Source organism: Limosilactobacillus gastricus PS3 (assembly GCF_000247775.1).
GTDB classification, from domain to species: Bacteria; Bacillota; Bacilli; order Lactobacillales; family Lactobacillaceae; genus Limosilactobacillus; species Limosilactobacillus gastricus_A.
The window spans coordinates 1-19066 of the sequence record NZ_AICN01000064.1 but is presented as its reverse complement, the minus strand read 5'-3'; the positions used below and the strand labels follow the sequence as shown (position 1 = coordinate 19066).

The window sequence follows — 19066 nt, the reverse complement described above, 5'->3', positions numbered from 1 at the left end:
AGTCATTTGTTATTACACTTATTATAAGTAAGTAAAATACCAAAAGCAATTTATATGCTCAATCACCTGTTTATCTGACTTGGCTTTATAGTCATCATTTCACCATCTTATTTGTCTTTTACCACAGTTTTCCCTCTAGTAGCTGATTTTATGACCTTCTTTACTTTTATAATCGTACTGTCTGGTAGGGTTTGCGCCCGCTCTTGGACCGCCCTACTGGACGCTTGTCATTTCCCATTGCAGCAGTATTATTAGCCTTGCTTGCTGACCTTGCTAGGGTTGTAGCTTTCCTTTGCTGTCAAGAGCAGTTTTATTGTTCTTGGTTGATTTTTAATTTCCCTGTATAATGGATTGAGCAAGAAGTTTTAAGGGCAGTGGCTGTCTTTTCCCTTGTAAGGTGAGGCCCATGGAAACATGGAATAATCTTCAGGATTGTGCCAAAGCCGTCGATATCTTGTCGATTGGCCAATATGGCTTTAATCTGGTGAAAATCCCATCATCATGGCTCCATATGGACGTCGGCTTATCATTTCTACATGATACATCGCCCCTAGTTAATAAAATCGGCCGGACAATCGATCAATTTTTGCTTCTTGCTATATCTAGAATCATTGATATTGTATACTACGGTTATAGTATGATCAGGTTTACTACTGGCGATATGACTGGTCTTCTTGGTATTATAAGATTAGTTATGTTTAGTAATGATTATCAAAAGAAGGAGATGATTTCTTATGATTGAGAAAGAAAAGGTTTTAAGCGATGCACCAAAGGTTCTAAATTCTGATAACAATCCTTGGGAAGTTGCTGTTGAAGGGGATTCAATTATTGGTACATGGAAATGGATGGATGCCCGGTTTTTCACTGAGGGTGGAATCTCCGATGAGGACAAAGAGTTTACTTTTACAGTCACTTTGAAAGATAACGGGAAATGGAAGGAAGTTGATAGCACTTCTAGTAAGACATCAAGTATTAGGATGCATAACGGTAAACTATCTTTCAGTAAAGACATCTCCTTTTCTAAGGGAAAGACCTATCAGAAAAGTATTTCTTTTGGTATTGGACAGGACAAGAAGAGCGGTAAAGTTGGAATTGTTGAATCTAAGTTAGATACTTCAATCATTAAAAAGTCGATTCGAGATTATTTGAAACAATGTGGCTGGAAGAAAGCTGGACTATTTGGATAGGAAATTATATCAAAAGGCCCGTTACCTCATTAGGAAGGTAGCGGGCTTTTTGAGAATAGGCAAAAGAAAAGCATGACACTAAGACTTTTACTAATGGAACATCAGCATGAATGGAAGGAGACCAATTTTCTATAGCATAGAACATCTTTTAAATAAAAATTAGTTTTTAAATAATTATTTGCAATATAATCATTAGGTACAAACTGCAATAAATTAGGTACACACATTGGTAGCCTCTCCTTTATTTTGTTACTACGTTAAACAAAATCTAGTACTTCGATCTGCTTGATGTTGTTGCGAGTTTCTTTGTATAATAAACTTCGCAAGAAGTTTTAAGGGCGGTGGCTGTCTTTTGGTTATGTCCGTATAATTGGTGTAAATTCTAAATAGGACTTTGTAAAATCTGAAAGGAAGGGAGTGTAAAATATTTTGTGTAAATTGATACCTTGAGGGTATTGAAAAAGGGAAAGCCTTCCCCGTATGATTGAAATCGCTAAAAACCAATCAGAATACGGAGGCTTTCCCCATGAACCAGTTTAACAAAGATATTATCGCAGCGCTATCTTCAGACAAAGATATTACCCTGAATGAAGTCTTACGTCGTCAAATCGAAGTGGCCGCTAATCAGTTCCTTCAAAATGAACTGACTGCGGTGCTAGGCTACGAACCACATACTCGGATCGACCGATCAAAAGACGACGTGAACTACCGGAACGGGACGTACACCCGCACTATCGACACTAAGTACGGTGAAATTAATCTGACGATCCCACGGGACCGGTTAAACAAGTTTCAAAACGCCCGCTTCCCTCCTTACATGCGTCGGAACTGATGGACTGGAGGAAATGGTCATCAAGATGTACTCCAAGGGCGTCACAACTCGTGAAATCGCTGATATGGTCGAGAGAATGTACGGCCACTACTACTCACCAACCACGGTTTCAAACATCACTAAGCGGACGGAACACCTGGTTGAAGAGTTCCACGAGCGCAAATTCAAGTACTCACAATACGTCTGTGTGTTCCTCGATGCTACTTACATTCCGTTACGCCGTGGTACCGTTGAACGAGAAGCCGTTAACGTAGCGATCGGAATTCGAAGTGACGGCGGTAAGGCAGTTCTTGACTACAGTATCGCACCGACCGAGAACGGAGCCGCTTGGTCTGAACTACTCCAGGGATTACGCGCACGGGGGATTAAAGATATTCAGTTGTTCATCGTCGACGGTTTAGTTGGACTTCAATCTGCGATTGAGGCTAACTACCCGCAGGCGAAGTTTCAACGGTGCTGGGTCCACGCAGAGCGCAACCTTTTAGGATACGTTCGCAAAAACGATCGCAGGGAGATTATCACCGACTTTAAGGCCATTCGGCAAGCAGAGAACCTACAAGCCGCCAAAGAACGATTGGCGGCTTTCAGTGCTAAGTGGGAGTCCAGTTATAAGCGTCGAATCAAGAATCTAGTCCAAATGGCGGAGCTATTCACGTTCTTCAGTTTTCCAACTGCGATCCGTCAGACCATCTACTCGACGAACCTAATTGAGTCGTTTAATAAGAGCCTGAAGAAGATGGCCCGACGTAAAGAGCAGTTTCCAAACGAAGGGGCCCTCGATCGCTTTATCATGACGCAAGTAATGGAGTACAACGATAAATTTGAGAATCGAGCACATCGCGGATTCAAGGACTGTCACGACACGCTTGATTCGATGTTTTAGAATTGTCAATTCATGCGGACGAAGTTTCCTTTTTTTACACAACATTCTTGACACTCTCCTTTAAAAACAGACGTTGCTTAATCGCAGCACAAATAAGTATCATCAAAAGCAAAAGCTCTACTTGTAAATGTTGTTAACCAGCTATTAAAAAAGCAATCTTTTCAATCAGATTTAATCTGGCTTTTAAAGATCGCTTCAAATTCAATTTTCTAGCTTTATCAACATTTTAAAAAATGCGACGATCCCACTCATTTCTTCTGATGCCGTTCAGACAATTTTTGATTAACCCGTTTGACATCAGAAGCTATTTTCATCTTGATAATAAAAAAGATAATTAAATAAATTCCTATAAAGCTGATGCAAAAATTCAACCAATTTTGTAAGCTCAGCCAATGATTCAACCACATCATCACTAGAATCAAACTAAAGGTCCCGAGAAAATGGAGCAACAGTTCAACCAAGTATGACCAATTATCTAGGTCAAAAACTAAAGTCAGCACCCCAATTAACCCACTAATGATTAAAACACTTAGCACATTAAATGTTGTTACACTCTGAAACCCATCAAAGGCAACAAACAATAAAAAAGTTGTTGCACCATATCCGACTCCGTTTGTAAAACAATTGATTACATTTCTGAAATTTTTTGACATAACAATTCACCCTTTAAAGTCCTAAATGTTCTTCCAGATCGCTTAAATACTTGCGGCTAACACTAGTTCGCAAACTCTTTTCCATTTTAGCAGTCATCGAACCAGCAAAGCTATCTTCAAGTGACAGCAAATAATCAAGGTTAATTACTGCATGTTTTGACACTTGAACAAAGATATCTTTAGGCAGTTTCTGGATAAACTTATACAATCGTTCTTGTATCAGATACTTAGCGGTCAATGTTTCGATTGACAACGTATTTTTTTGCACATCAACTAAGATAATATCATCCACCTTAACAATTATGATACTGTCATTGGTTTTAATTGGTAGAATTCGATGTGGCTTCTGATCAAATTGATTAATATAAGCCATTAAACTCTTGACATTATTAGTTAAACGATTTGCTTTAACGATTACTTCAATTTCTTCGCCAGTTATAATGTTTTTTTCAAATCGTACTTCCATTTATTTCACTCCGTACTAACAGATTTATTTTGATCATGTTTGTTGGTAATCAAGATAATTATTAATAAAATTACGGTTACACCGGTAACTATTGCAAAGTTTTGCAATTTTGTGGTTAGATTACCGTTTAAATTAATTCCAATTCCCAGTGTTTTTTGTAAATTATGCAAAATATTTGGTTGAACGTTTTTCAGTATATCATGCATCAACAGCTGACGATAGATTGCTGCTACATAAGCCCCTGGTGTTAACTTGACTAAATTTTGCGCAAAAGTTGGCAAGACCCCGATTGGAATATAAATTCCCACTAAGAATCCTGAAGCTGCCCCAACGATTGAAGAAAACTTGCCAACAGTATCAATATTTTTCATCCGATAAACTAGAATGAAATTCAGCACACTTGCTGAAAATGATGCTAAAATTGTAACTATCAACACTTGAAAAGTGATATATCCAGGAATACTGATGCCATCAACCCAAGAAAAATAACTAACCATTATTAAAAAAAGTGCTATTTGCAATAGAGTTCCAATAATTGTTGCTGCCAAAACATAACTGAGTCGAATTTTCAAGCGACTTAAACCAGTTAAAATCAAATCATCAAAAACCCGATATTCAAGGTCTGACACCATTCTGGATAAAGCACTTAAAGTCGTAGTAATACTGGCCACGGCCAATGTCCCGCCAATTACCCAAAGATCAAGTACTCTAGCTGGATGCTGCAATTGTTTCCACGAATCTAACATGTTAGACTTCAAAAAAATAATAAATAGTCCAAAAGAAATTAAGGCTCCTAACAAAGAAAAAAATACTCCAGCTCGATTACGGAAAAATAATTTTAAATTTCGTCTTATTAATGGCAGCATTTTATTGCAGCTCCTTTCCAGTTAAATTCATAAATGCATCGTCAAGTGTGCCATGATGATACTCAAATTGCTCAATTACTGCTCGATTCTGTGCTAGAAAATCAATCGCAGCTGAAATTGGAAGATCGATTATACGATACTGATCTTGACCAACTTTTTCACAATTAGCTGGAAAGGCAAACTTGTGCGATGTCCTAATCTCAAGATAATTCTCAGTATTTGCTGCAATTATTTCTGCTGCAGAACCACAAGCAATGACTGCCCCTTGATTAACGATATAAACCAGATTAGCATCATGAGCTTCTTCTAAGTAATGTGTTGTTAAAAAAATAGTCAAATTATTTTTTTGACGCAGATCATTTAACAGCTGCCAAATGACCGTCCGAGTTTGAATATCTAATCCAGTAGTTGGCTCATCTAAAAATAGAAAGTCGGGGTCATTCAATAAGGCACGCGCAATATCAACACGTCGTTTTTGACCACCGGATAAACTACCATATTTTTGCTCAAGGAAGTTGCTCAATCCCAAAACCTCTGTCACTTTTCCAATATTAGCAACCGACTGTTTTCCCTGCATCATTGCCCGAAAATACAAATTTTCTTTGACGGTCAATTCATTATCAAGAATACTATTTTGAAAAACTACTCCAATTTTGGGTTGGCATGGTTGATTATGCTCATCAAGAAAATTAATTTGACCAGCAGTTGGTTTCAACAAACCAATCAGCATCGAAATTGTTGTCGACTTGCCAGCACCATTATTCCCTAGAAAGGCAACTAACGATTGAGCCGGTATTTCAAGATTCAGATTTTTAACTACCGTTTTTTGACCATATCTTTTTGTTAAGTCCGTTGTTGTTAGCTTCATCTGCTCACTCTCCTCTTAATTGCTTAATCGTAGCTTAGCAAATATCTGTGAACAATGGTTGTTAATGTCGACAAGTGGCTAAATTCAGCTGATAAGATGATGAATTTTGCAACTGAAATAATGCAAAAAAGCTTTCCTCAATGTAGTGACTGCCCAAAATTAGATTTCGGTCTAATTTTTAGCAACACTTCATAAAAGAAAACTTCTTGTTTAATTCCTCTCGTATTATATGTTTATAAGTAGTTATGTCCGTATAATTGGTGTAATTTCTAAATAGGACTTTGTGAAATCTGAAAGGAACTTCATTATGCCAAAGGTTGAATTAAATTTAGAAGATGACGAATTAAAGGAACTATTACTAGGTGATCGGGATAAGGCCATGCAATCAATTATGGCCAAGATTCTTGATGAAATTCTTAAGTCCGAAGCGACTGAGCAGATTAAAGCTAGGGCTTATGAACGTTCGGATGAACGTACCAATTCACGGAATGGTTATCGAGTTCGTCAGCTTACCACACGAGTAGGGACACTTTAACTACACGTTCCTAAACTCCATCATGGTAATTTTTCAACGCAACTGTTCAAACGCTATCAGCGTAGTGAACAGGCTTTTGATTTAGCATTAATGGAAATGGTAATCCAAGGTGTTTCAACTCGTAAAGTAGCTGAGATTACTAAGAAGTTATGTGGGACAACCTTTTCTAAAAGTACGGTCTCGGCTTTATGCAGTAATTTGGACGACCAAGTGCTGGACTTTAACCGATGTCCCCTTACGCAAGGGTATGCTTTTGCGTATGCCGACGCAACTTTATTTAAGGTTCACCATGGTCATGTTGTGACGAGTAATAGCTTACTCGTTGCGATTGGAATCGACCCTAGCGGTCGTCGAGAAGTGCTCGGTTTTGATAGCAGGTTAATCAAGAAATCCGGCGTCGTGACCGTGTGATCCGGATATTCCCGAATGATCTAAGTGTCTTGCGACTAATGGGGGCACTACTGATTGAACAGAATGAAAAATGGGCTGCTGGTCCACGATACTTAAACATGACCGTTTACCACGGAATTGAAAAAGATGCCGACTCAGAAGAAGCCGGTAAGCTTAAACTTGTGAAATAATAAATTCGCGGAATTTAATTTACACCAACATTTTGGACTTGACCTGTCTTTCCCCTTGCGAGGTGAGGCCCATGGGAACATGGAATAATCTTCAGGAAGATTTCACAGTCAATGAGCGTCTTCCAGACACTCTCGTTGATGTTGCTGTTTGGCACGTTTTTAATCGCGCTCCTCAGCTATATCGACAAGCACCACAAATAAAAAAGCCGCCCTGCGTAACTTTGGTCGGTTACAGGGCGACAATGTAGTTTTGTAATCTAAGCCACCGCCTTTGAAGCGGCTTGCACGGGAAGTCCTGTTTTCGGCGGGGCTTCCTTTTTCTGTTTATATTATAGCATGACCTTTAAAAACTGGCTAACGTTTTAAACTTTGATCAAGTTCGGATTTGGGTTGTTTGATTGACGGATTTTCTTCAGCAAATGCTTGCAGCTGTTTTTGTGTTCGATTACTAATTTCATGGTGTATATCATTTAGTTTGTTTTTTAGTTCTGATTTTTGTTGGGGGTTCCTTGCTTGCTGAACTTATTGTTGCAAGCTTTGATATGACTGATTAAGTGCTCGGGCTGATAGCTTTTTTATTTTACATTTAAATTACAAGTGCATACCCCCATCTTCATGCCGATTACGGGTTTGGTGTTGCCGCTGCTTTTTCGTCATTGCCCACTCAGTCTCTTTTAAGCCGTGTGCCTGTTTTTGTCGTTCGTAATCTTCATCACGGGCATATAGGGCAGTCATGATTGCGTTACTAAAGGCTGTCTTTAAGTAGTAGCTTGGACTAACTGGCTTGTAATTTAGCGGTTGATAATGTCCCATATTTACTTTTCTATACTGGTCGTCCTTGGCTTGTTGCTCTTTTAACTGCTTTTGGATTTTCTCGATCTGACTGTTCTTAATCATTGGATCGGCTTTGCATTCACCCAAAAAGAGTTGTTTAGTACCGTCATGCTTTAAAACCCGTTGTAAATGGTGATTATCTAACTGATCTAAGCTCAGCTGTCCCGATAGATAAGCTAGTCCTTGTTGATGTTCCTGAGTATTGAATACCCTCGGTGGATTTTCCCGCCATTGTGCGATTGTTTCAATCTTGCACGGTTTTAAAGCTGGATCATAGTACATCACTGCTGTATAGGCCTGTTCCTGTTTAATCATTGGTAATTCATTAAAATCGCCGTTAGGAAAGGCTCTTCTTAAAACTTCCTGGTATTGGGTTTGAATAACTTGCTTCACAGCCATGATTGTTCGTAAATCTTTGACTGCTCGAGTAATCTTTTGCTGCTCGGTTGGTGAATACTTTTCTAGTAGACCTTGATCAACGTGTTCTAGACTTTCTAAGCTATCATCATGAATCATCAGCGTATATTTAAGCTTGATTCTGACTTCCTTTTCTTGTTGCATTAATAACTTCCAGCCAACGTATGGCCGTTTGGTAAAGGTCAATAATTGTTGGGTCAACAAATCATCACGAATGTTCATTAAACGTTCGTTTAATTCACTACCCTTGAAAACTGTTTGTTCGCTATCGGTTTCTTTAATCAATTCCCGTCGTTCAGCCGCGGTTATCTGTTCAAAATCAAGCTCTGGATAAAGTTTTTTAGTCGTGCGATCAACTACTTTATTTGAGAGTTCATCTGCTTTTTTTAGTGAACTTTCTTGTTGGTTAATCGTCAATAATTGCTTAGTGACATCTTCACCAATAGCGTGCTTAATTAAGGTACTGTTTTTCCAATTAAATAGCAGACGCCGTTTATCATCTAAACTCTCCAGACTGATATAAGTTTTCAGTTCATGACTTAACTCATTTACCAACCTTTTTTCATTAAATGAGAAGTGTTTACTTAGGCTATCTAAATGACCTCGATTAATTACTTTTTCCTGCATATTTTTATAGCCAGCTTTGGACTTACGATAGGTCTTAACTTGTTGATTAAATGCCTTTCTTTCATGCCGTTTACTATTGATTCCCTCGTGTTGCATTGGTGTATCAGCTATTCCCTGTTCCACAAACGATTTTTCACTAATCCGATCCGGAATATTTTTTTGTGCTAAGAACTGATTAACACTCAACGCCCAATTTTTTCGCCACTCATTAATTTTTTCCTTTTTATCCCAATCAACCAACCAAATTTTTCTTTGTTTTGGAAACCCGCTTTTGGTTAAAAGTTGCTTGCCATTTTCATCTTTAATGTACTGCGTCTTTGCTTTTAATCCCCAACTACCATCGGGGTTAAATGGTCGATTCGTTAACATCACATGTGCGTGCGGATTATCTTGGTGATCACGATGAATTGCTACGTCAGCTACCATACCTTGATCGACAAAATTTTCCTGCACATATTTTGTCAGTAATTCTTTCTGTTCGGATTCACTTAATTCTACCGGTAAAGCCACGTTAAATTCTTTTGCATACCGTGAGTTTGATTTACGATCTTTCTTTTCAACTTCATTCCATAATTGTTCTCGATTACTGGCCCATTCTGGTGCGTTTTTTGGGGTTAAAATAAAGCTTTCTGGCATAACCGCGCGGGCATAAAAGTAGTGGCGTCCTTCCTTATCATCAAATAATTTTTCACCGCTTCGATAAGCGGCACTGGCAATTGCACTTCGTCCTTTTCCAGCACTAATATTACTAAAACTCATATGAAAAATTGCCATGTTAGTCACCTCTTTGCTTTGATTCTATGAGCTTGACTTTGTTGTCGCCATCGGCGACTTCTAATACAGGATTTTGGGGGTTAGCACAACATAGAATTTATTCTATGTATAAGTGCGCATTGACCTCGTTTCACTCAGTCTGCTGATAACCTAAACTCTCCATTTAGTTTAGATCTTCCGCTTCGCTTTTTCAACTTTTATCCTTTGACTTAACGTTTCTTATATGATATAGTTTCGGCGATTATTTCTAATATGATTGGAGGGATCGTTATGTCTCAAAGTAACTTAGAAAAACAAGAAGCTAAATTAAAAGCCCTTAATCAAAAAATTAAGAACGAAAAAAATAAGATTGAACAACGGCTAGGTAAACAAATCATCAGTCAAGCCAATTTAGATTATGCTAATTTGTCTAACGATCAGATTAAGCTTTTAGCTAAGCAATTTTCTGAATTTTTAAAGGTAAAGTCCGTAGATCATTAGCCATACGAGATGGGGAAATTCCATGTCTAATCAGTATGAAAAACTAGTCGAGCAACAAGCGCGTTTAAAACAAAAAATTGAGCGGGAAGATTTTAAATTACGGCAATCTAAATACTATGAAAACCGCCAAGCACGTAAAGCCCGTTCTCGCCGATTAATTCAAAAAGGAGCCTTACTCGAAAAATACTTTCAGGCTGATAACTTATCAGTCGAACAAACCGAAGAACTTTTAAAAATATTTGCTAATTACGTTAATGCGCATAAACCGAACAAATTCAAAAACGATCAACCTAATAACTAGGCCGATCGTTTTTATTTTCAGGATTGTTTTTTGGCTTGACTTCTGGGTTCTGATCTGCAAAATTTTGTAACTGCTTTTGCACCTTTTCTGGATAAGTAATACTTTGGCTTATCCAAGGAAAATACCTCAAATCGTTCTTAAAAACTTGTCCCTTCTCTCTTGCATAAACAGAGGTAAACTTTTCGCTATTATCATAGATCATGACCTTATCAGATTTAAAGGCCACTAATGGCAAATTATGTTTGGATTGTTGATAACGTTTCTTGATCGTTGCTACTGGAATACCGTGCCCACCTTTTTGTACCCGTTCGTTGACCCTTTGGATAGCTAAATTTTCATCTCGCAAAGCAACATATAATAAAGTCACTTCAAAGCCATTTTTGTGAGCTTTGTCAATCAAATTGAGTTGAGCTTTGCCTCTACCTGCTAGTGTTGTTTCTACGTGAATACTTTGCTGGTGATCTAAAGCATAGTGTAGTTGTTTGATTTCTTCTTTCATGGCTTTTAAGTTGTCACTATCTTTATGCCAATCGCCACCCATTTGTTTTAAAAGTTCATCAGCGTTAATCCGTTTTGTTTTGTCAAACAAGCTGGGAAATGTATCGTATAGCGTACTTTTTCCTGCTCCGTTAACACCAGCAACAATTATATATTGGGGTTTATCTATCAACGGACAAAGTCCTTTCGCTTAATAACCTCATCTTGTCTTTTATCTAAAAAGTAGGTATATAAAGCGTCATATACTTTGCGCTTTTCTGGATCTGGCTCATGTAATGACTTATCAAGTAAATCTTTTAAATCAGTTTCTTTGGCAATTTCAAAAAAGTCATTAATTGTGATTGTATCTTTCATGTTCATCACACTTCCTAGTTATTAATTTATTTAATCTGATAAACCATTAGCCCTCATCTGGATCATTGAGCCAATCAGCGACTTCTTTAGCGTCTTTGAACTCTGTTACTGGTGTCTCCTTAGTAGCTTTTAAAAGACCTAAATTAGCTCTTTCCGCTTCGCTCAGAGCTGGTTTAAACGGTAACGCTGCTTCCGCTACGATCCGCTTATAAAACATGTTAATCGCTGTGGTTGGATTTAGACCCAACTCGTTTAAAACTGTTTCCGTATTATCAGCCAAGTCTTTATCAATTTTGACTTGGACCCGTTTCTTTTCCTTAACTGCCATGATTGTCTCATCTCCTCTCTTAACTACTACCATTATACTACCTTTTGAGTATTGGTTCAATTGTATAGATTTTCGAAAGCTGCATGTTAGCTGCCCTTTTATCAATAGCATCTAATATTTGGCCTCTAAAGCGTTCAGAGACGAATCAAAAATACAATCTAGTATAATTTATGCCAATCTGGCTTAAAGTGGCTTAAATGAGCTTATACAGCGTTTTAATTCCAAGTGCGCTCGCTATCAACATTCCGATAGATTGTTTTTAGCAAAGTCTTTGAGCTGGTTTTGGGTTCTTTTACTAATCTCGTCTTCAACTAATTTATCCGTTTTTTTTAGTTGCTTGTACATCTGGTTCAATTCATTAGCACTTAATTTTTTGTTTGCTCGAATTTGTAATCCTTGAATGCCATTGTCATATGTCCACTGTTTAATTTTAGTCATGTCATTAGTCCGATAATAATTGGCAATTAGTTCGTTCCATTGATCCCACTTATCTAATGGGACATTGATTAAACCAGCGCCACCGTCAATCATAATTTTATTGGCACTTAAAGTTGCCGTCCTCTTGTTTCCGTCCCAAAAAATTTGTTGGCGCATATTATGATACATGATAGTCAATGCTTTATCAGTGGTCGTCATTTGTGGATCAGCCAAGATTTTTTGTAAAAAGGATTGTTCTTGTTTTTCGTTAATTAAAGGCGGTTCAAAAAAGTCTTCACTACCTAAATTAACTCCCCCTTTCCCTTGCCGTAATTCTCCTGGTACTAAGGCGTCTTCTGCGGCCACAATCTTATTGATTTGTTTTTCCATGGTTAACGTTAAAGGGGCATTTTGAGCAGTGATATATTGCCACCCACGCTTTAAGTTAACAATTGTCAAAATATCCTCAACAGAAACACCCGCCACACTCATGCCGTCCATAATGGTTTGTGTTTGCGGTAAAGTGGTATTTACGCCTTCAAAGCGAGCATTAGTATGCACTAACTTGGTAAAATTTGCTCGGGCAAACCGCTGGTTTTCTGCAACTGTGAATTTATACTTGTCCATATATGTTCGTGTCTTAGCCATATTTTGTGCCTCCTTTTCATTCCAATCACTGATTCTTTGACCTACCCATGTTAAATCACAAAGTGCTTTTCGTTGATAATTCTTTCTTGGCGTTTATCTAAAACATAAGTGTGTAACGCGTCAAACAGCTTGCGTTTATCAGGATCTGGATTATGGGCTGCTTGCTCCCAAAGGGCTTGAATATCGACTGCCTATGGGTCAGCCAACAATTGCTCAATTGTTTCGACCTCTTTGCTGGATTTGGTCATTTAAAAAGCTCCTTTCACATTCCCTTAGTTCAGTCGTCACCAATTCAGCCACTCAAGGTGCCTATTTTTGCTTCTAAGCGATTTTAAAGCAATTTTAATATAATTTATGCATGTAGCACTTAAAACGGCTTAAATGAGCTTATACGGCGTCTTAATCCCAAGTATACTCGTTATCAATATTTTGTTCTTTGGGGTGTTTGGCCGCATATTCTCTAGCTGCTTGTTGGTTCCACCAAACATCAAATAGGTTTTGCATGGTACCGTACAGGTAGTTCTCAACATTTTTGATATGTTTCTCATCGCTTCTTAGGGCATTAAAATAGCGTCTTAATGTTTTGGTCATCATTTTTTTTAAATCAGGGTCATCTAATAGAATCCATACGCCTAAATCCTTATGTTCTTTTTCAACAGCATATTTGGCGTTTAAGATAATGCCAATAAAGCGCCGCATTTGTTGTGGGGTCCGGCACCAAAAGCTAAGTAGTTGCACGGCTTCTGGCTCTAAGAAGACCGGTAAGCCATTATCTTCGTCAGTTAAGAATTCATCAGCATGTTTTACTAGATTTCGATTTTGGGCTTCGATTTCAGCTGGTGAAAAATTAGTTGTGGAAAAGTCCAACTTTTGAGTATCTATATCGTATCTATTAGTATCTATATTATTTTTATAGTCTTTATATAGATTGTGTGTGATTTTCACATTTCCGCTTGTATCAAGGGTTTGAGCGGTCTCATCAACGGACTTATGCGGAAGTGTGATTTTCACATTTCCGCTTGTATCAAGGGTTTGAGCAGTCTCCTGCGGAAGTGTGATTTTCACATTTCCGCTTGTATCAAGGGTTTGAGACACTTTTGGGCTATCTTCACCGCGTAAATAGACATCGGTTGCTTTCACATCGAGCTTGGACAGATATAAGCGATTCGGTTCATTCTTTTTTGTTTTTGGGTTAAAGCCCAGTTGTTTTTGCATCAGCAAATGAGCGGTTTCGAGTTCTTTTTTTATTTTGACTACTTTTTGATTATGGCAATTAAATAAATTTTCGAGTTCTTGATTGGTAAAAGTAAAATAGACGTGTCCTTCTTCATCAACCCAGTTGTTGCGCAAAGAGTACTCTAGCCGGTCTTTCAGTACCATATAAGCCAATTTAGCGTCACTGCTTAAATGCTTGTATTGCTCGCCATACATTAATACCTTAGGAAACTGGAAAAATAAGGCTCCATATACGTTATCTGCTTCATAGTAATTAAAATTTGTTGATTTTGTCATAATAAAAGCTCCCTTTCTTGACTGACACACGCTGTCTCAAAAGAGAGTTGCTAAAACATTTGATTTGCATTATAATACAAATCTGATATGCTCTAACTGAATTACAAAACCTCACGGCTAAATGAATGCTTTGTAATTTACCAGCATGTGTCTATTTTTGGTTGCCCATTCGGCAACTTTTTTAATTTCTAACAACAAAAAATGGACTAAATAGCTCCAGTTAGCTACTTAGTCCATTGACTTCAATTTGTTTTTAACTATCCTTAACTTGTCCTTTCGGACTGGTTTGCGGTATAATTAACCTACAAATTAAGAGCAATGTTCAGACGATTTGAACCGCCAAGTAAAAATCGTCTGAACCTAAGTAGCTGTCTGGTAGCTACTTGCTAACCCGAAGGTCCCTGATTCCTCGTGAATTGGGGACCTTTTTGGTTTAGCTTAATCTCTTTATTCGGTTGTTAAATTAGTTTTAGTCTAGCATAGTACTTCCTAACCGGCAACTTTATTTGGTCTTGTATTCCTTGCCAGCGAGGGGTTGGGACCAATAAGTGATAGAAGACACTAGTAAATATTCAAATAGTATGAATACACTAAGATACTTAGCGGCATTAATATCAAAAACACTAAACATTAAGAGCATAACGAGGTCGCAGAAATAAGCGGTAAACAAGGATACTATTTGCAATATACTAATTACTGAACGGCAAATACCTCTCCATTTTTCAAATAGAATTTTTAACCAGTATTGTAGTGGGAAGAGCTATCGCCTAAAAAGAACGATCATCTACTCAATGAGTTTTTACCATCTTGATGGCGGGCTCCACCTAAAAAACTACAATACAAGCAACAAAAAATATAACATTTGTTTGGCCTCCCATAATAATGCCTTCTTTCTAACAACCTAAATTACAAATTAAACTCTTTTTTCAACAGCCGTTCTAAATATCTAGAAGCAGTTAGCTCTTTTCCTTTAGCACGTTTAGCCAATTCATTAGCAATATCCTGTTTTAAGGTATAGGACTTTGAAACTCTAGGTGCAGGTCTTTCATTGGTTACTGGGTTACTGTTTAGACTGTTTCTTAGTTGATTCATTTTATCTTCAAATGCCATAATATTAATCCTTTCTATTTTTTTATATCATATCATAGTATAGCGTGATGTATCATCATATATTATGATTATTGGCTAGTAAAAGTAGCAAAGATATTGTCAATATTCTCAAAAAATTTTCTTGATTTTGGAGTTGAATTATTTTCTTCTTCCATCTTGATCAGTGGTTCATGATTAAGAGTTGTTTTATTGAATATTTCTCTTTCGGGGACTAGTGCAATAGTTCGAGGATCTTTTTCCATTTGTTCTACAAATTCATGTGAAGATTTGGTGTTGTGTTTTATTCGATTCCCAATAAATTTCAGTCTCGCTGTGACAAAGCTTTGACGACTTTCAACATTAATCACATCTTGCTTTAATTGTTCCATTCGTAATTCCAAGTTACTTTTAGAAATAAACCCATATTCGCTTGGCTCAATCGGACTAAAAACAAGATCTGAAATTACAATCATATTTTGTGTAATCGTTGAAAAATCCGGGTGTGTATCTATTAGTACATAATCAAACTTCTTCAGTTCGTCATAATTGTCGGAGAACCACATGTACATTAACAACTCTTTATTGGCTCTTGTTTGAAGATCGTTATTGATAGTGTCCAACTGCATAGAAGCAGGGATAATGGATAAGTTTTTGTGCAACTCAATAATTTCTACTTTTTCACTACCTTTTGTAAAAATATTAGCTAGGGTGCCATGATCTTTATAAATATCATAGGTTTGGGTTAAACTGCATTGGTGGTCGCTATCAATCAGCAAAACATTATGGCCTTTACTAGACAGCCATTCACCGTAATTAAAAGTTAATGTTGTTTTGCCGACTCCTCCTTTAATAGCAGCAAAAGTAATTATTTTCATAGTACGCCTCCTTATTTACAACCCAAGCATATCATAGCATGCTGTGATATGCAATGCTTGTTTTTATTGTTTTGACATCGTTTGTATGTTATAATGGCGCTAAATAAAGAAAGGCGGGGAGAAACATGGCAACGAGTGCAACAACTATTCGTCTTGATAATGAGCTCAAAGAAAAATTGACAAAAGAATTAAGTGTTACCGGTTTAAGTATTAATGCTTACTTTAACATGGCGGCAAGACAGTTAATACTCCAAAAGAAGATTCCGTTTGAAGTTCTGACTGAAACAGACGAACCGACAGAGGAAACTAGACGTGCCTTAGTGGCGGCAGAGGCTAAAGAGTTGGGGATTATTCCAGATGATGTCCCAGAATTTGATAATACACAAGATCTAAAGGATTTTTTGGATAACTAATATGTATAGACTTAAACCTGAGCCACAATTCAAAAAAGATTATCGCCAACTTAAACGGGTACACCCTGAGCTAATCAATGATTTAATGCAAGCCTTAGAACAGCTTCAAATAAATGGTATCGTTAATCAGGAATATCAACCACATGTGCTAAAAAATCGGGGCGGTAATTATAATGGACACTATGAGTTTCATTTATTAGACGGGAAAGTGGATATTCTGGTCATTTATATGCCCCATAAGACTAATCCAGTGATCCGTTTAGTTCGAATCGGTGGGCACGATGAATTGTTTCATGGTAGTTTAAATTGAATATCAAAAAAACTAGCAAATCTCCCAAGTTCAGGGATTATCTTGCTAGTTTCTATCGTTTCTTGTGATAATGACCATGGAATAATTTCTTATGAGAACCAATATTAACAGCAACGAGTACTAAATCTTGATTGTTAACTTTATAGACAACTACAATGTCATTTGTTTCAGTTGGTTGCTGCCCCTTGGGAGTATCACGAAGATGAAATTCTCGATAGCTGGTATAGTTTCCTTCTAGTTCGTGATCATGAAAATCATCGGGGAGTATGTCGCCATCGAGGAGAATAAAAATAGCGTCTTTTACTTCATCAATAATTGTTACATCAAGTTGTGCAAGATAAGCTAAGTTTCGTTCAAACGATTTTCGTGGTTTATATTGATATCTCATTGGTTACTGTTATCCTTTGGCTTAAAACTGTTCCAATAATCGTCAGTTGGTTCAACGATAGGACCATCAGGTAAGATATGCATTTCGATTAACTTATCTCTGGCAATAGCATAATCTAGTGAATCTTCTTTAGCATTAACAGCTTCAAGAAGGGTATTGAGTTGTTCTTGTGAGATAACAGCTGCTGCTCGTTGATTAGAACGTGCAATTAGTACTGTTTGGTTTTCATCATTTACTTTATCTAAGTAGTCTTTAATATGATTACGGAAATCACTTTGAGTAGTAGCAATTGGCATAATAAGGACTCCTTTCTTTTCTCTTACTTTATATTGTACTATATTATGTACGTTATTTCTACTACTAGTGCCTCATAATAGTTAACGTAAAGGTCAAGCTGTGGCTACTTTTGTGGAGCGTAAGAGTCGCCTGACAATTGTTAAACGGCTCCATGGTCGCGATAGTCAGTCCATGACTCAAGCCGTACTTGAACTAGCTAGTCAACTTCAAGGCAAGCTCAAGACGCTTACCGTAGACCATGGTAAAGAGTTCGCTAACTATCAGACAATTGAACGGCGAACTGGTACACAGGTTTATTTTGCCCATGCCTATTCACCACATGAACGCGGCAGTAATGAGAACCGTAACCGAGTTTTACGACACTTTATTCCCAAAGGCCAAGCCATTGAAGAGTTAAGCGATCACAAGCTGATTCAAATTAATTGGTATTTGAATTCACGGCCACTTAAATGTCTTAATTGGCATACACCAATCGAGATCTTCCTGCTTAATTTACGTCACTAAATTCGTTCAAGTTATTTCTTGCAATCTGCCAATAAGAAAAATGCGTTTATTTATAAGCACACAAAAACCGGCTTTTCGCGCCGTTGCCGGGTAAAAAGTCGGTTGAGTAACGAAAATTTTGATTTTATTTTACGCCTTGTTTAACAAGTGACCTGTCACCCGTTCGATAACGGTGGTGGGGTTTTCAACACTCAAAATCAGCCGGTCGTAGCCTTCGTTTATCAGCGTTATAACAACGATCGGGGTATTACGGCGCACGTTATAGAAGCGGCGTTGACCGTCATAAAAAAAGCTACCGGCGTAGTATAAACCAGGAATTGCGGTTCCGGGCAAGCGCAAACCTTTGTGCTCCTTAAAGGCCCCCTGATCACGAAAGATACCGGTCACGTGCCTCCAAGGCACCCGAATGGGTCCCTTCAGCGCCCAGAGGCGGTCGAGGCCGGCCGGGGAAACGACCAGTTCGGTTGGTGTAATGGTAATTTGGTTGTACATTGAGCATCGCTCCTTATCGATCACTACTTAAATGGACTAATGTAAGGGCAACTTTCATTATCAAAGGTTATGGTTAGTGCTTGGCAAGGTGCAAAAGATCCAAGATTCGTTTGAGTGGCAGCGACTGAATCAGGGTGCACAGGATGATCAATAATGAACCCAAGACGCTCGCCGCCGTCAACTTGGTCCCCAAGAAAGCCACCGCTAAGGTTGTGGCGACCAGTGGTTCAAAGGCCGACAACAATAATTAGCTAATCTAATTTTTATCCATTTTTTGCAGTCTTCTCATTTCATAGTTATATCCATTTATGAAATTTACGATTTCCTGCATCTTTCGTAAAAAAACAAAATTTAAAAATTCAAATAATAATTTAGGATAGTGTTTGAACGCTTTTCCACTTTGATAATCAGTCTGAGCTTGAAACTTTCCTTTATCAAAGTCTGATAGGCTATTAGAATTATTAGACCTATAGCTGTAATCTTTGGAATACAAGCCATTTTCATAATTATGCTTGATTAAATCATGTAGTTTTAATAAAAACATAAAGGCCACCTCGACTTTTAATTTAAGTATATCATAAGAAATACTAAAAAAGCAGCTTGCTCCCGGCTTTCTGACTGTATGGTTGTCTTTAAA

Annotated in this window: 23 protein-coding genes and 6 pseudogenes; 10 read left to right on the top strand and 19 right to left on the bottom strand. The window is 37.7% G+C overall.

The annotated features are described in order from the left end of the window. Positions 1-406: 406 nt before the first annotated feature. The 3 genes and pseudogenes from PS3_RS07400 (at position 407) to PS3_RS07390 (ending at position 2902) form a co-directional block, all read left to right on the top strand. Entirely contained in the window at positions 407-742 is a 336-nt protein-coding gene (locus PS3_RS07400; RefSeq protein ID WP_040468617.1) for a hypothetical protein, read from the top strand. Then, positions 735-1187 (top strand): hypothetical protein, encoded by a 453-nt coding sequence (locus PS3_RS07395; RefSeq protein WP_021349374.1) that lies wholly within the window; start codon positions 735-737, stop codon positions 1185-1187. Before PS3_RS07400 ends, PS3_RS07395 begins: the two co-directional genes overlap by 8 nt. Before the next feature lie 526 nt (positions 1188-1713). Next, a pseudogene (locus PS3_RS07390) lies at positions 1714-2902 on the top strand (IS256 family transposase). A gap of 248 nt (positions 2903-3150) precedes the next feature. On the opposite strand, the gene PS3_RS07385 reads toward PS3_RS07390, so the two are convergent. From PS3_RS07385 to PS3_RS07370, 4 genes are read right to left on the bottom strand one after another with little or no spacing between them, the layout of a single operon-like run. Next, positions 3151-3555: a DUF3021 domain-containing protein gene (locus PS3_RS07385; RefSeq protein ID WP_040468616.1), complete on the bottom strand. Its 405-nt coding sequence runs from the start codon at positions 3553-3555 to the stop codon at positions 3151-3153. 13 nt (positions 3556-3568) lie between these two features. Then, complete coding sequence (locus PS3_RS07380; protein ID WP_023466429.1) at positions 3569-4021, bottom strand: LytTR family DNA-binding domain-containing protein; 453 nt, start codon at positions 4019-4021, stop codon at positions 3569-3571. Between the two features lie 5 nt (positions 4022-4026). Continuing rightward, positions 4027-4887 (bottom strand): ABC transporter permease, encoded by an 861-nt coding sequence (locus PS3_RS07375; protein ID WP_007122532.1) that lies wholly within the window; start codon positions 4885-4887, stop codon positions 4027-4029. Between the two features lies 1 nt (position 4888). Continuing rightward, positions 4889-5755 carry an ABC transporter ATP-binding protein gene (locus PS3_RS07370; protein WP_007122531.1) on the bottom strand — a complete coding sequence of 289 codons (867 nt, stop codon included), beginning with the start codon at positions 5753-5755 and terminating at the stop codon, positions 4889-4891. 307 nt (positions 5756-6062) lie between these two features. Here PS3_RS07370 and PS3_RS10295 point away from each other — a divergent pair. Together PS3_RS10295 and PS3_RS10845 are read left to right on the top strand one after the other, a co-directional pair. Then, positions 6063-6871, top strand: a pseudogene (locus tag PS3_RS10295) (IS256 family transposase). A gap of 111 nt (positions 6872-6982) precedes the next feature. Further along, entirely contained in the window at positions 6983-7072 is a 90-nt protein-coding gene (locus PS3_RS10845) for a putative holin-like toxin (RefSeq protein ID WP_021353390.1), read from the top strand. A 153-nt stretch (positions 7073-7225) separates the two neighbouring features. On the opposite strand, the pseudogene PS3_RS10840 reads toward PS3_RS10845, so the two are convergent. Continuing rightward, positions 7226-7450 (bottom strand): annotated as a pseudogene (locus tag PS3_RS10840) (LtrC-like protein); the annotation flags it as partial. 12 nt (positions 7451-7462) lie between these two features. Next, positions 7463-9523 (bottom strand): MobQ family relaxase, encoded by a 2061-nt coding sequence (mobQ, locus tag PS3_RS07360; protein WP_007122530.1) that lies wholly within the window; start codon positions 9521-9523, stop codon positions 7463-7465. A gap of 270 nt (positions 9524-9793) precedes the next feature. Here mobQ and PS3_RS07355 point away from each other — a divergent pair, with 270 nt between their 5' ends. Together PS3_RS07355 and PS3_RS07350 are read left to right on the top strand one after the other, a co-directional pair. Then, positions 9794-10003 carry a hypothetical protein gene (locus tag PS3_RS07355; protein ID WP_007122529.1) on the top strand — a complete coding sequence of 70 codons (210 nt, stop codon included), beginning with the start codon at positions 9794-9796 and terminating at the stop codon, positions 10001-10003. Positions 10004-10025: 22 nt separating this feature from the next. After that, the gene (locus PS3_RS07350; protein ID WP_003649842.1) at positions 10026-10304 is read left to right on the top strand and encodes a hypothetical protein; all 279 of its coding nucleotides are present in this window, start codon (positions 10026-10028) and stop codon (positions 10302-10304) included. On the opposite strand, the gene PS3_RS07345 is transcribed toward PS3_RS07350, so the two are convergent. From PS3_RS07345 to PS3_RS07315, 8 genes and pseudogenes are all read right to left on the bottom strand, one after another. Continuing rightward, positions 10294-10974, bottom strand: coding sequence for a zeta toxin family protein (locus tag PS3_RS07345; RefSeq protein ID WP_007122528.1), 681 nt, complete (start codon positions 10972-10974; stop codon positions 10294-10296). The two genes, PS3_RS07350 and PS3_RS07345, sit on opposite strands and share 11 nt — an antisense overlap. Continuing rightward, a complete protein-coding gene (locus tag PS3_RS07340) occupies positions 10971-11156 on the bottom strand; it encodes a hypothetical protein (RefSeq protein ID WP_010620892.1) in 186 nt (61 codons plus the stop codon). Before PS3_RS07340 ends, PS3_RS07345 begins: the two co-directional genes overlap by 4 nt. Before the next feature lie 46 nt (positions 11157-11202). Continuing rightward, complete coding sequence (locus PS3_RS07335; protein ID WP_007122527.1) at positions 11203-11484, bottom strand: type II toxin-antitoxin system RelB/DinJ family antitoxin; 282 nt, start codon at positions 11482-11484, stop codon at positions 11203-11205. A 237-nt stretch (positions 11485-11721) separates the two neighbouring features. Then, complete coding sequence (locus PS3_RS07330; protein WP_050950890.1) at positions 11722-12549, bottom strand: Fic family protein; 828 nt, start codon at positions 12547-12549, stop codon at positions 11722-11724. A 50-nt stretch (positions 12550-12599) separates the two neighbouring features. After that, a pseudogene (locus tag PS3_RS10675) lies at positions 12600-12797 on the bottom strand (hypothetical protein). A 151-nt stretch (positions 12798-12948) separates the two neighbouring features. Then, a complete protein-coding gene (locus tag PS3_RS07325) occupies positions 12949-14061 on the bottom strand; it encodes a replication initiator protein A (protein ID WP_007122526.1) in 1113 nt (370 codons plus the stop codon). A 906-nt stretch (positions 14062-14967) separates the two neighbouring features. Beyond that, entirely contained in the window at positions 14968-15171 is a 204-nt protein-coding gene (locus PS3_RS07320; RefSeq protein WP_040468605.1) for a hypothetical protein, read from the bottom strand. A gap of 68 nt (positions 15172-15239) precedes the next feature. Next, on the bottom strand, positions 15240-16025 hold the full coding sequence (locus tag PS3_RS07315) for a ParA family protein (protein WP_040468603.1): 786 nt from the start codon (positions 16023-16025) through the stop codon (positions 15240-15242). Positions 16026-16150: 125 nt separating this feature from the next. Here PS3_RS07315 and PS3_RS07310 point away from each other — a divergent pair, with 125 nt between their 5' ends. Together PS3_RS07310 and PS3_RS07305 are read left to right on the top strand one after the other, a co-directional pair. After that, positions 16151-16438, top strand: coding sequence for a type II toxin-antitoxin system RelB/DinJ family antitoxin (locus tag PS3_RS07310; protein ID WP_005717331.1), 288 nt, complete (start codon positions 16151-16153; stop codon positions 16436-16438). 1 nt (position 16439) lies between these two features. Then, on the top strand, positions 16440-16748 hold the full coding sequence (locus PS3_RS07305; RefSeq protein ID WP_040468597.1) for a type II toxin-antitoxin system YafQ family toxin: 309 nt from the start codon (positions 16440-16442) through the stop codon (positions 16746-16748). A 52-nt stretch (positions 16749-16800) separates the two neighbouring features. On the opposite strand, the gene PS3_RS07300 is transcribed toward PS3_RS07305, so the two are convergent. Both PS3_RS07300 and PS3_RS07295 read right to left on the bottom strand, forming a co-directional pair. Continuing rightward, positions 16801-17136, bottom strand: coding sequence for a type II toxin-antitoxin system YafQ family toxin (locus tag PS3_RS07300; protein ID WP_040468595.1), 336 nt, complete (start codon positions 17134-17136; stop codon positions 16801-16803). Then, positions 17133-17432 carry a type II toxin-antitoxin system Phd/YefM family antitoxin gene (locus PS3_RS07295; RefSeq protein ID WP_040468593.1) on the bottom strand — a complete coding sequence of 100 codons (300 nt, stop codon included), beginning with the start codon at positions 17430-17432 and terminating at the stop codon, positions 17133-17135. The genes PS3_RS07300 and PS3_RS07295 overlap by 4 nt, the downstream gene beginning before the upstream one ends. Before the next feature lie 85 nt (positions 17433-17517). Between PS3_RS07295 and PS3_RS07290 the strand changes: the two are divergent. Then, positions 17518-17937, top strand: a pseudogene (locus PS3_RS07290) (IS30 family transposase); the annotation flags it as partial. Between the two features lie 129 nt (positions 17938-18066). Here the strand turns inward: PS3_RS07290 and PS3_RS07285 are convergent. From PS3_RS07285 to PS3_RS07280, 3 genes and pseudogenes are all read right to left on the bottom strand, one after another. Next, the gene (locus PS3_RS07285; protein ID WP_040468592.1) at positions 18067-18429 is read right to left on the bottom strand and encodes a hypothetical protein; all 363 of its coding nucleotides are present in this window, start codon (positions 18427-18429) and stop codon (positions 18067-18069) included. Between the two features lie 73 nt (positions 18430-18502). Beyond that, positions 18503-18673: pseudogene (locus PS3_RS10670) on the bottom strand (DMT family transporter); the annotation flags it as partial. Positions 18674-18685: 12 nt separating this feature from the next. Next, positions 18686-19066 (bottom strand): hypothetical protein (locus PS3_RS07280; protein WP_235719999.1); only part of this gene is annotated, 381 nt, incomplete at its 5' end.

Excerpts from the sequence above, each read along its gene's own strand:
- PS3_RS07400 (WP_040468617.1), top strand. The coding sequence starts at position 407 with ATGGAAACATGGAATAATCTTCAGGATTGTGCCAAAGCCGTCGATATC.
- PS3_RS07395 (WP_021349374.1), top strand. The coding sequence starts at position 735 with ATGATTGAGAAAGAAAAGGTTTTAAGCGATGCACCAAAGGTTCTAAAT.
- PS3_RS07385 (WP_040468616.1), bottom strand. The coding sequence starts at position 3,555 with ATGTCAAAAAATTTCAGAAATGTAATCAATTGTTTTACAAACGGAGTC.
- PS3_RS07380 (WP_023466429.1), bottom strand. The coding sequence starts at position 4,021 with ATGGAAGTACGATTTGAAAAAAACATTATAACTGGCGAAGAAATTGAA.
- PS3_RS07375 (WP_007122532.1), bottom strand. The coding sequence starts at position 4,887 with ATGCTGCCATTAATAAGACGAAATTTAAAATTATTTTTCCGTAATCGA.
- PS3_RS07370 (WP_007122531.1), bottom strand. The coding sequence starts at position 5,755 with ATGAAGCTAACAACAACGGACTTAACAAAAAGATATGGTCAAAAAACG.
- PS3_RS10845 (WP_021353390.1), top strand. The coding sequence starts at position 6,983 with ATGAGCGTCTTCCAGACACTCTCGTTGATGTTGCTGTTTGGCACGTTT.
- mobQ (WP_007122530.1), bottom strand. The coding sequence starts at position 9,523 with ATGGCAATTTTTCATATGAGTTTTAGTAATATTAGTGCTGGAAAAGGA.
- PS3_RS07355 (WP_007122529.1), top strand. The coding sequence starts at position 9,794 with ATGTCTCAAAGTAACTTAGAAAAACAAGAAGCTAAATTAAAAGCCCTT.
- PS3_RS07350 (WP_003649842.1), top strand. The coding sequence starts at position 10,026 with ATGTCTAATCAGTATGAAAAACTAGTCGAGCAACAAGCGCGTTTAAAA.
- PS3_RS07340 (WP_010620892.1), bottom strand. The coding sequence starts at position 11,156 with ATGAAAGATACAATCACAATTAATGACTTTTTTGAAATTGCCAAAGAA.
- PS3_RS07335 (WP_007122527.1), bottom strand. The coding sequence starts at position 11,484 with ATGGCAGTTAAGGAAAAGAAACGGGTCCAAGTCAAAATTGATAAAGAC.
- PS3_RS07330 (WP_050950890.1), bottom strand. The coding sequence starts at position 12,549 with ATGGCTAAGACACGAACATATATGGACAAGTATAAATTCACAGTTGCA.
- PS3_RS07325 (WP_007122526.1), bottom strand. The coding sequence starts at position 14,061 with ATGACAAAATCAACAAATTTTAATTACTATGAAGCAGATAACGTATAT.
- PS3_RS07320 (WP_040468605.1), bottom strand. The coding sequence starts at position 15,171 with ATGGCATTTGAAGATAAAATGAATCAACTAAGAAACAGTCTAAACAGT.
- PS3_RS07315 (WP_040468603.1), bottom strand. The coding sequence starts at position 16,025 with ATGAAAATAATTACTTTTGCTGCTATTAAAGGAGGAGTCGGCAAAACA.
- PS3_RS07310 (WP_005717331.1), top strand. The coding sequence starts at position 16,151 with ATGGCAACGAGTGCAACAACTATTCGTCTTGATAATGAGCTCAAAGAA.
- PS3_RS07305 (WP_040468597.1), top strand. The coding sequence starts at position 16,440 with ATGTATAGACTTAAACCTGAGCCACAATTCAAAAAAGATTATCGCCAA.
- PS3_RS07300 (WP_040468595.1), bottom strand. The coding sequence starts at position 17,136 with ATGAGATATCAATATAAACCACGAAAATCGTTTGAACGAAACTTAGCT.
- PS3_RS07295 (WP_040468593.1), bottom strand. The coding sequence starts at position 17,432 with ATGCCAATTGCTACTACTCAAAGTGATTTCCGTAATCATATTAAAGAC.
- PS3_RS07285 (WP_040468592.1), bottom strand. The coding sequence starts at position 18,429 with ATGTACAACCAAATTACCATTACACCAACCGAACTGGTCGTTTCCCCG.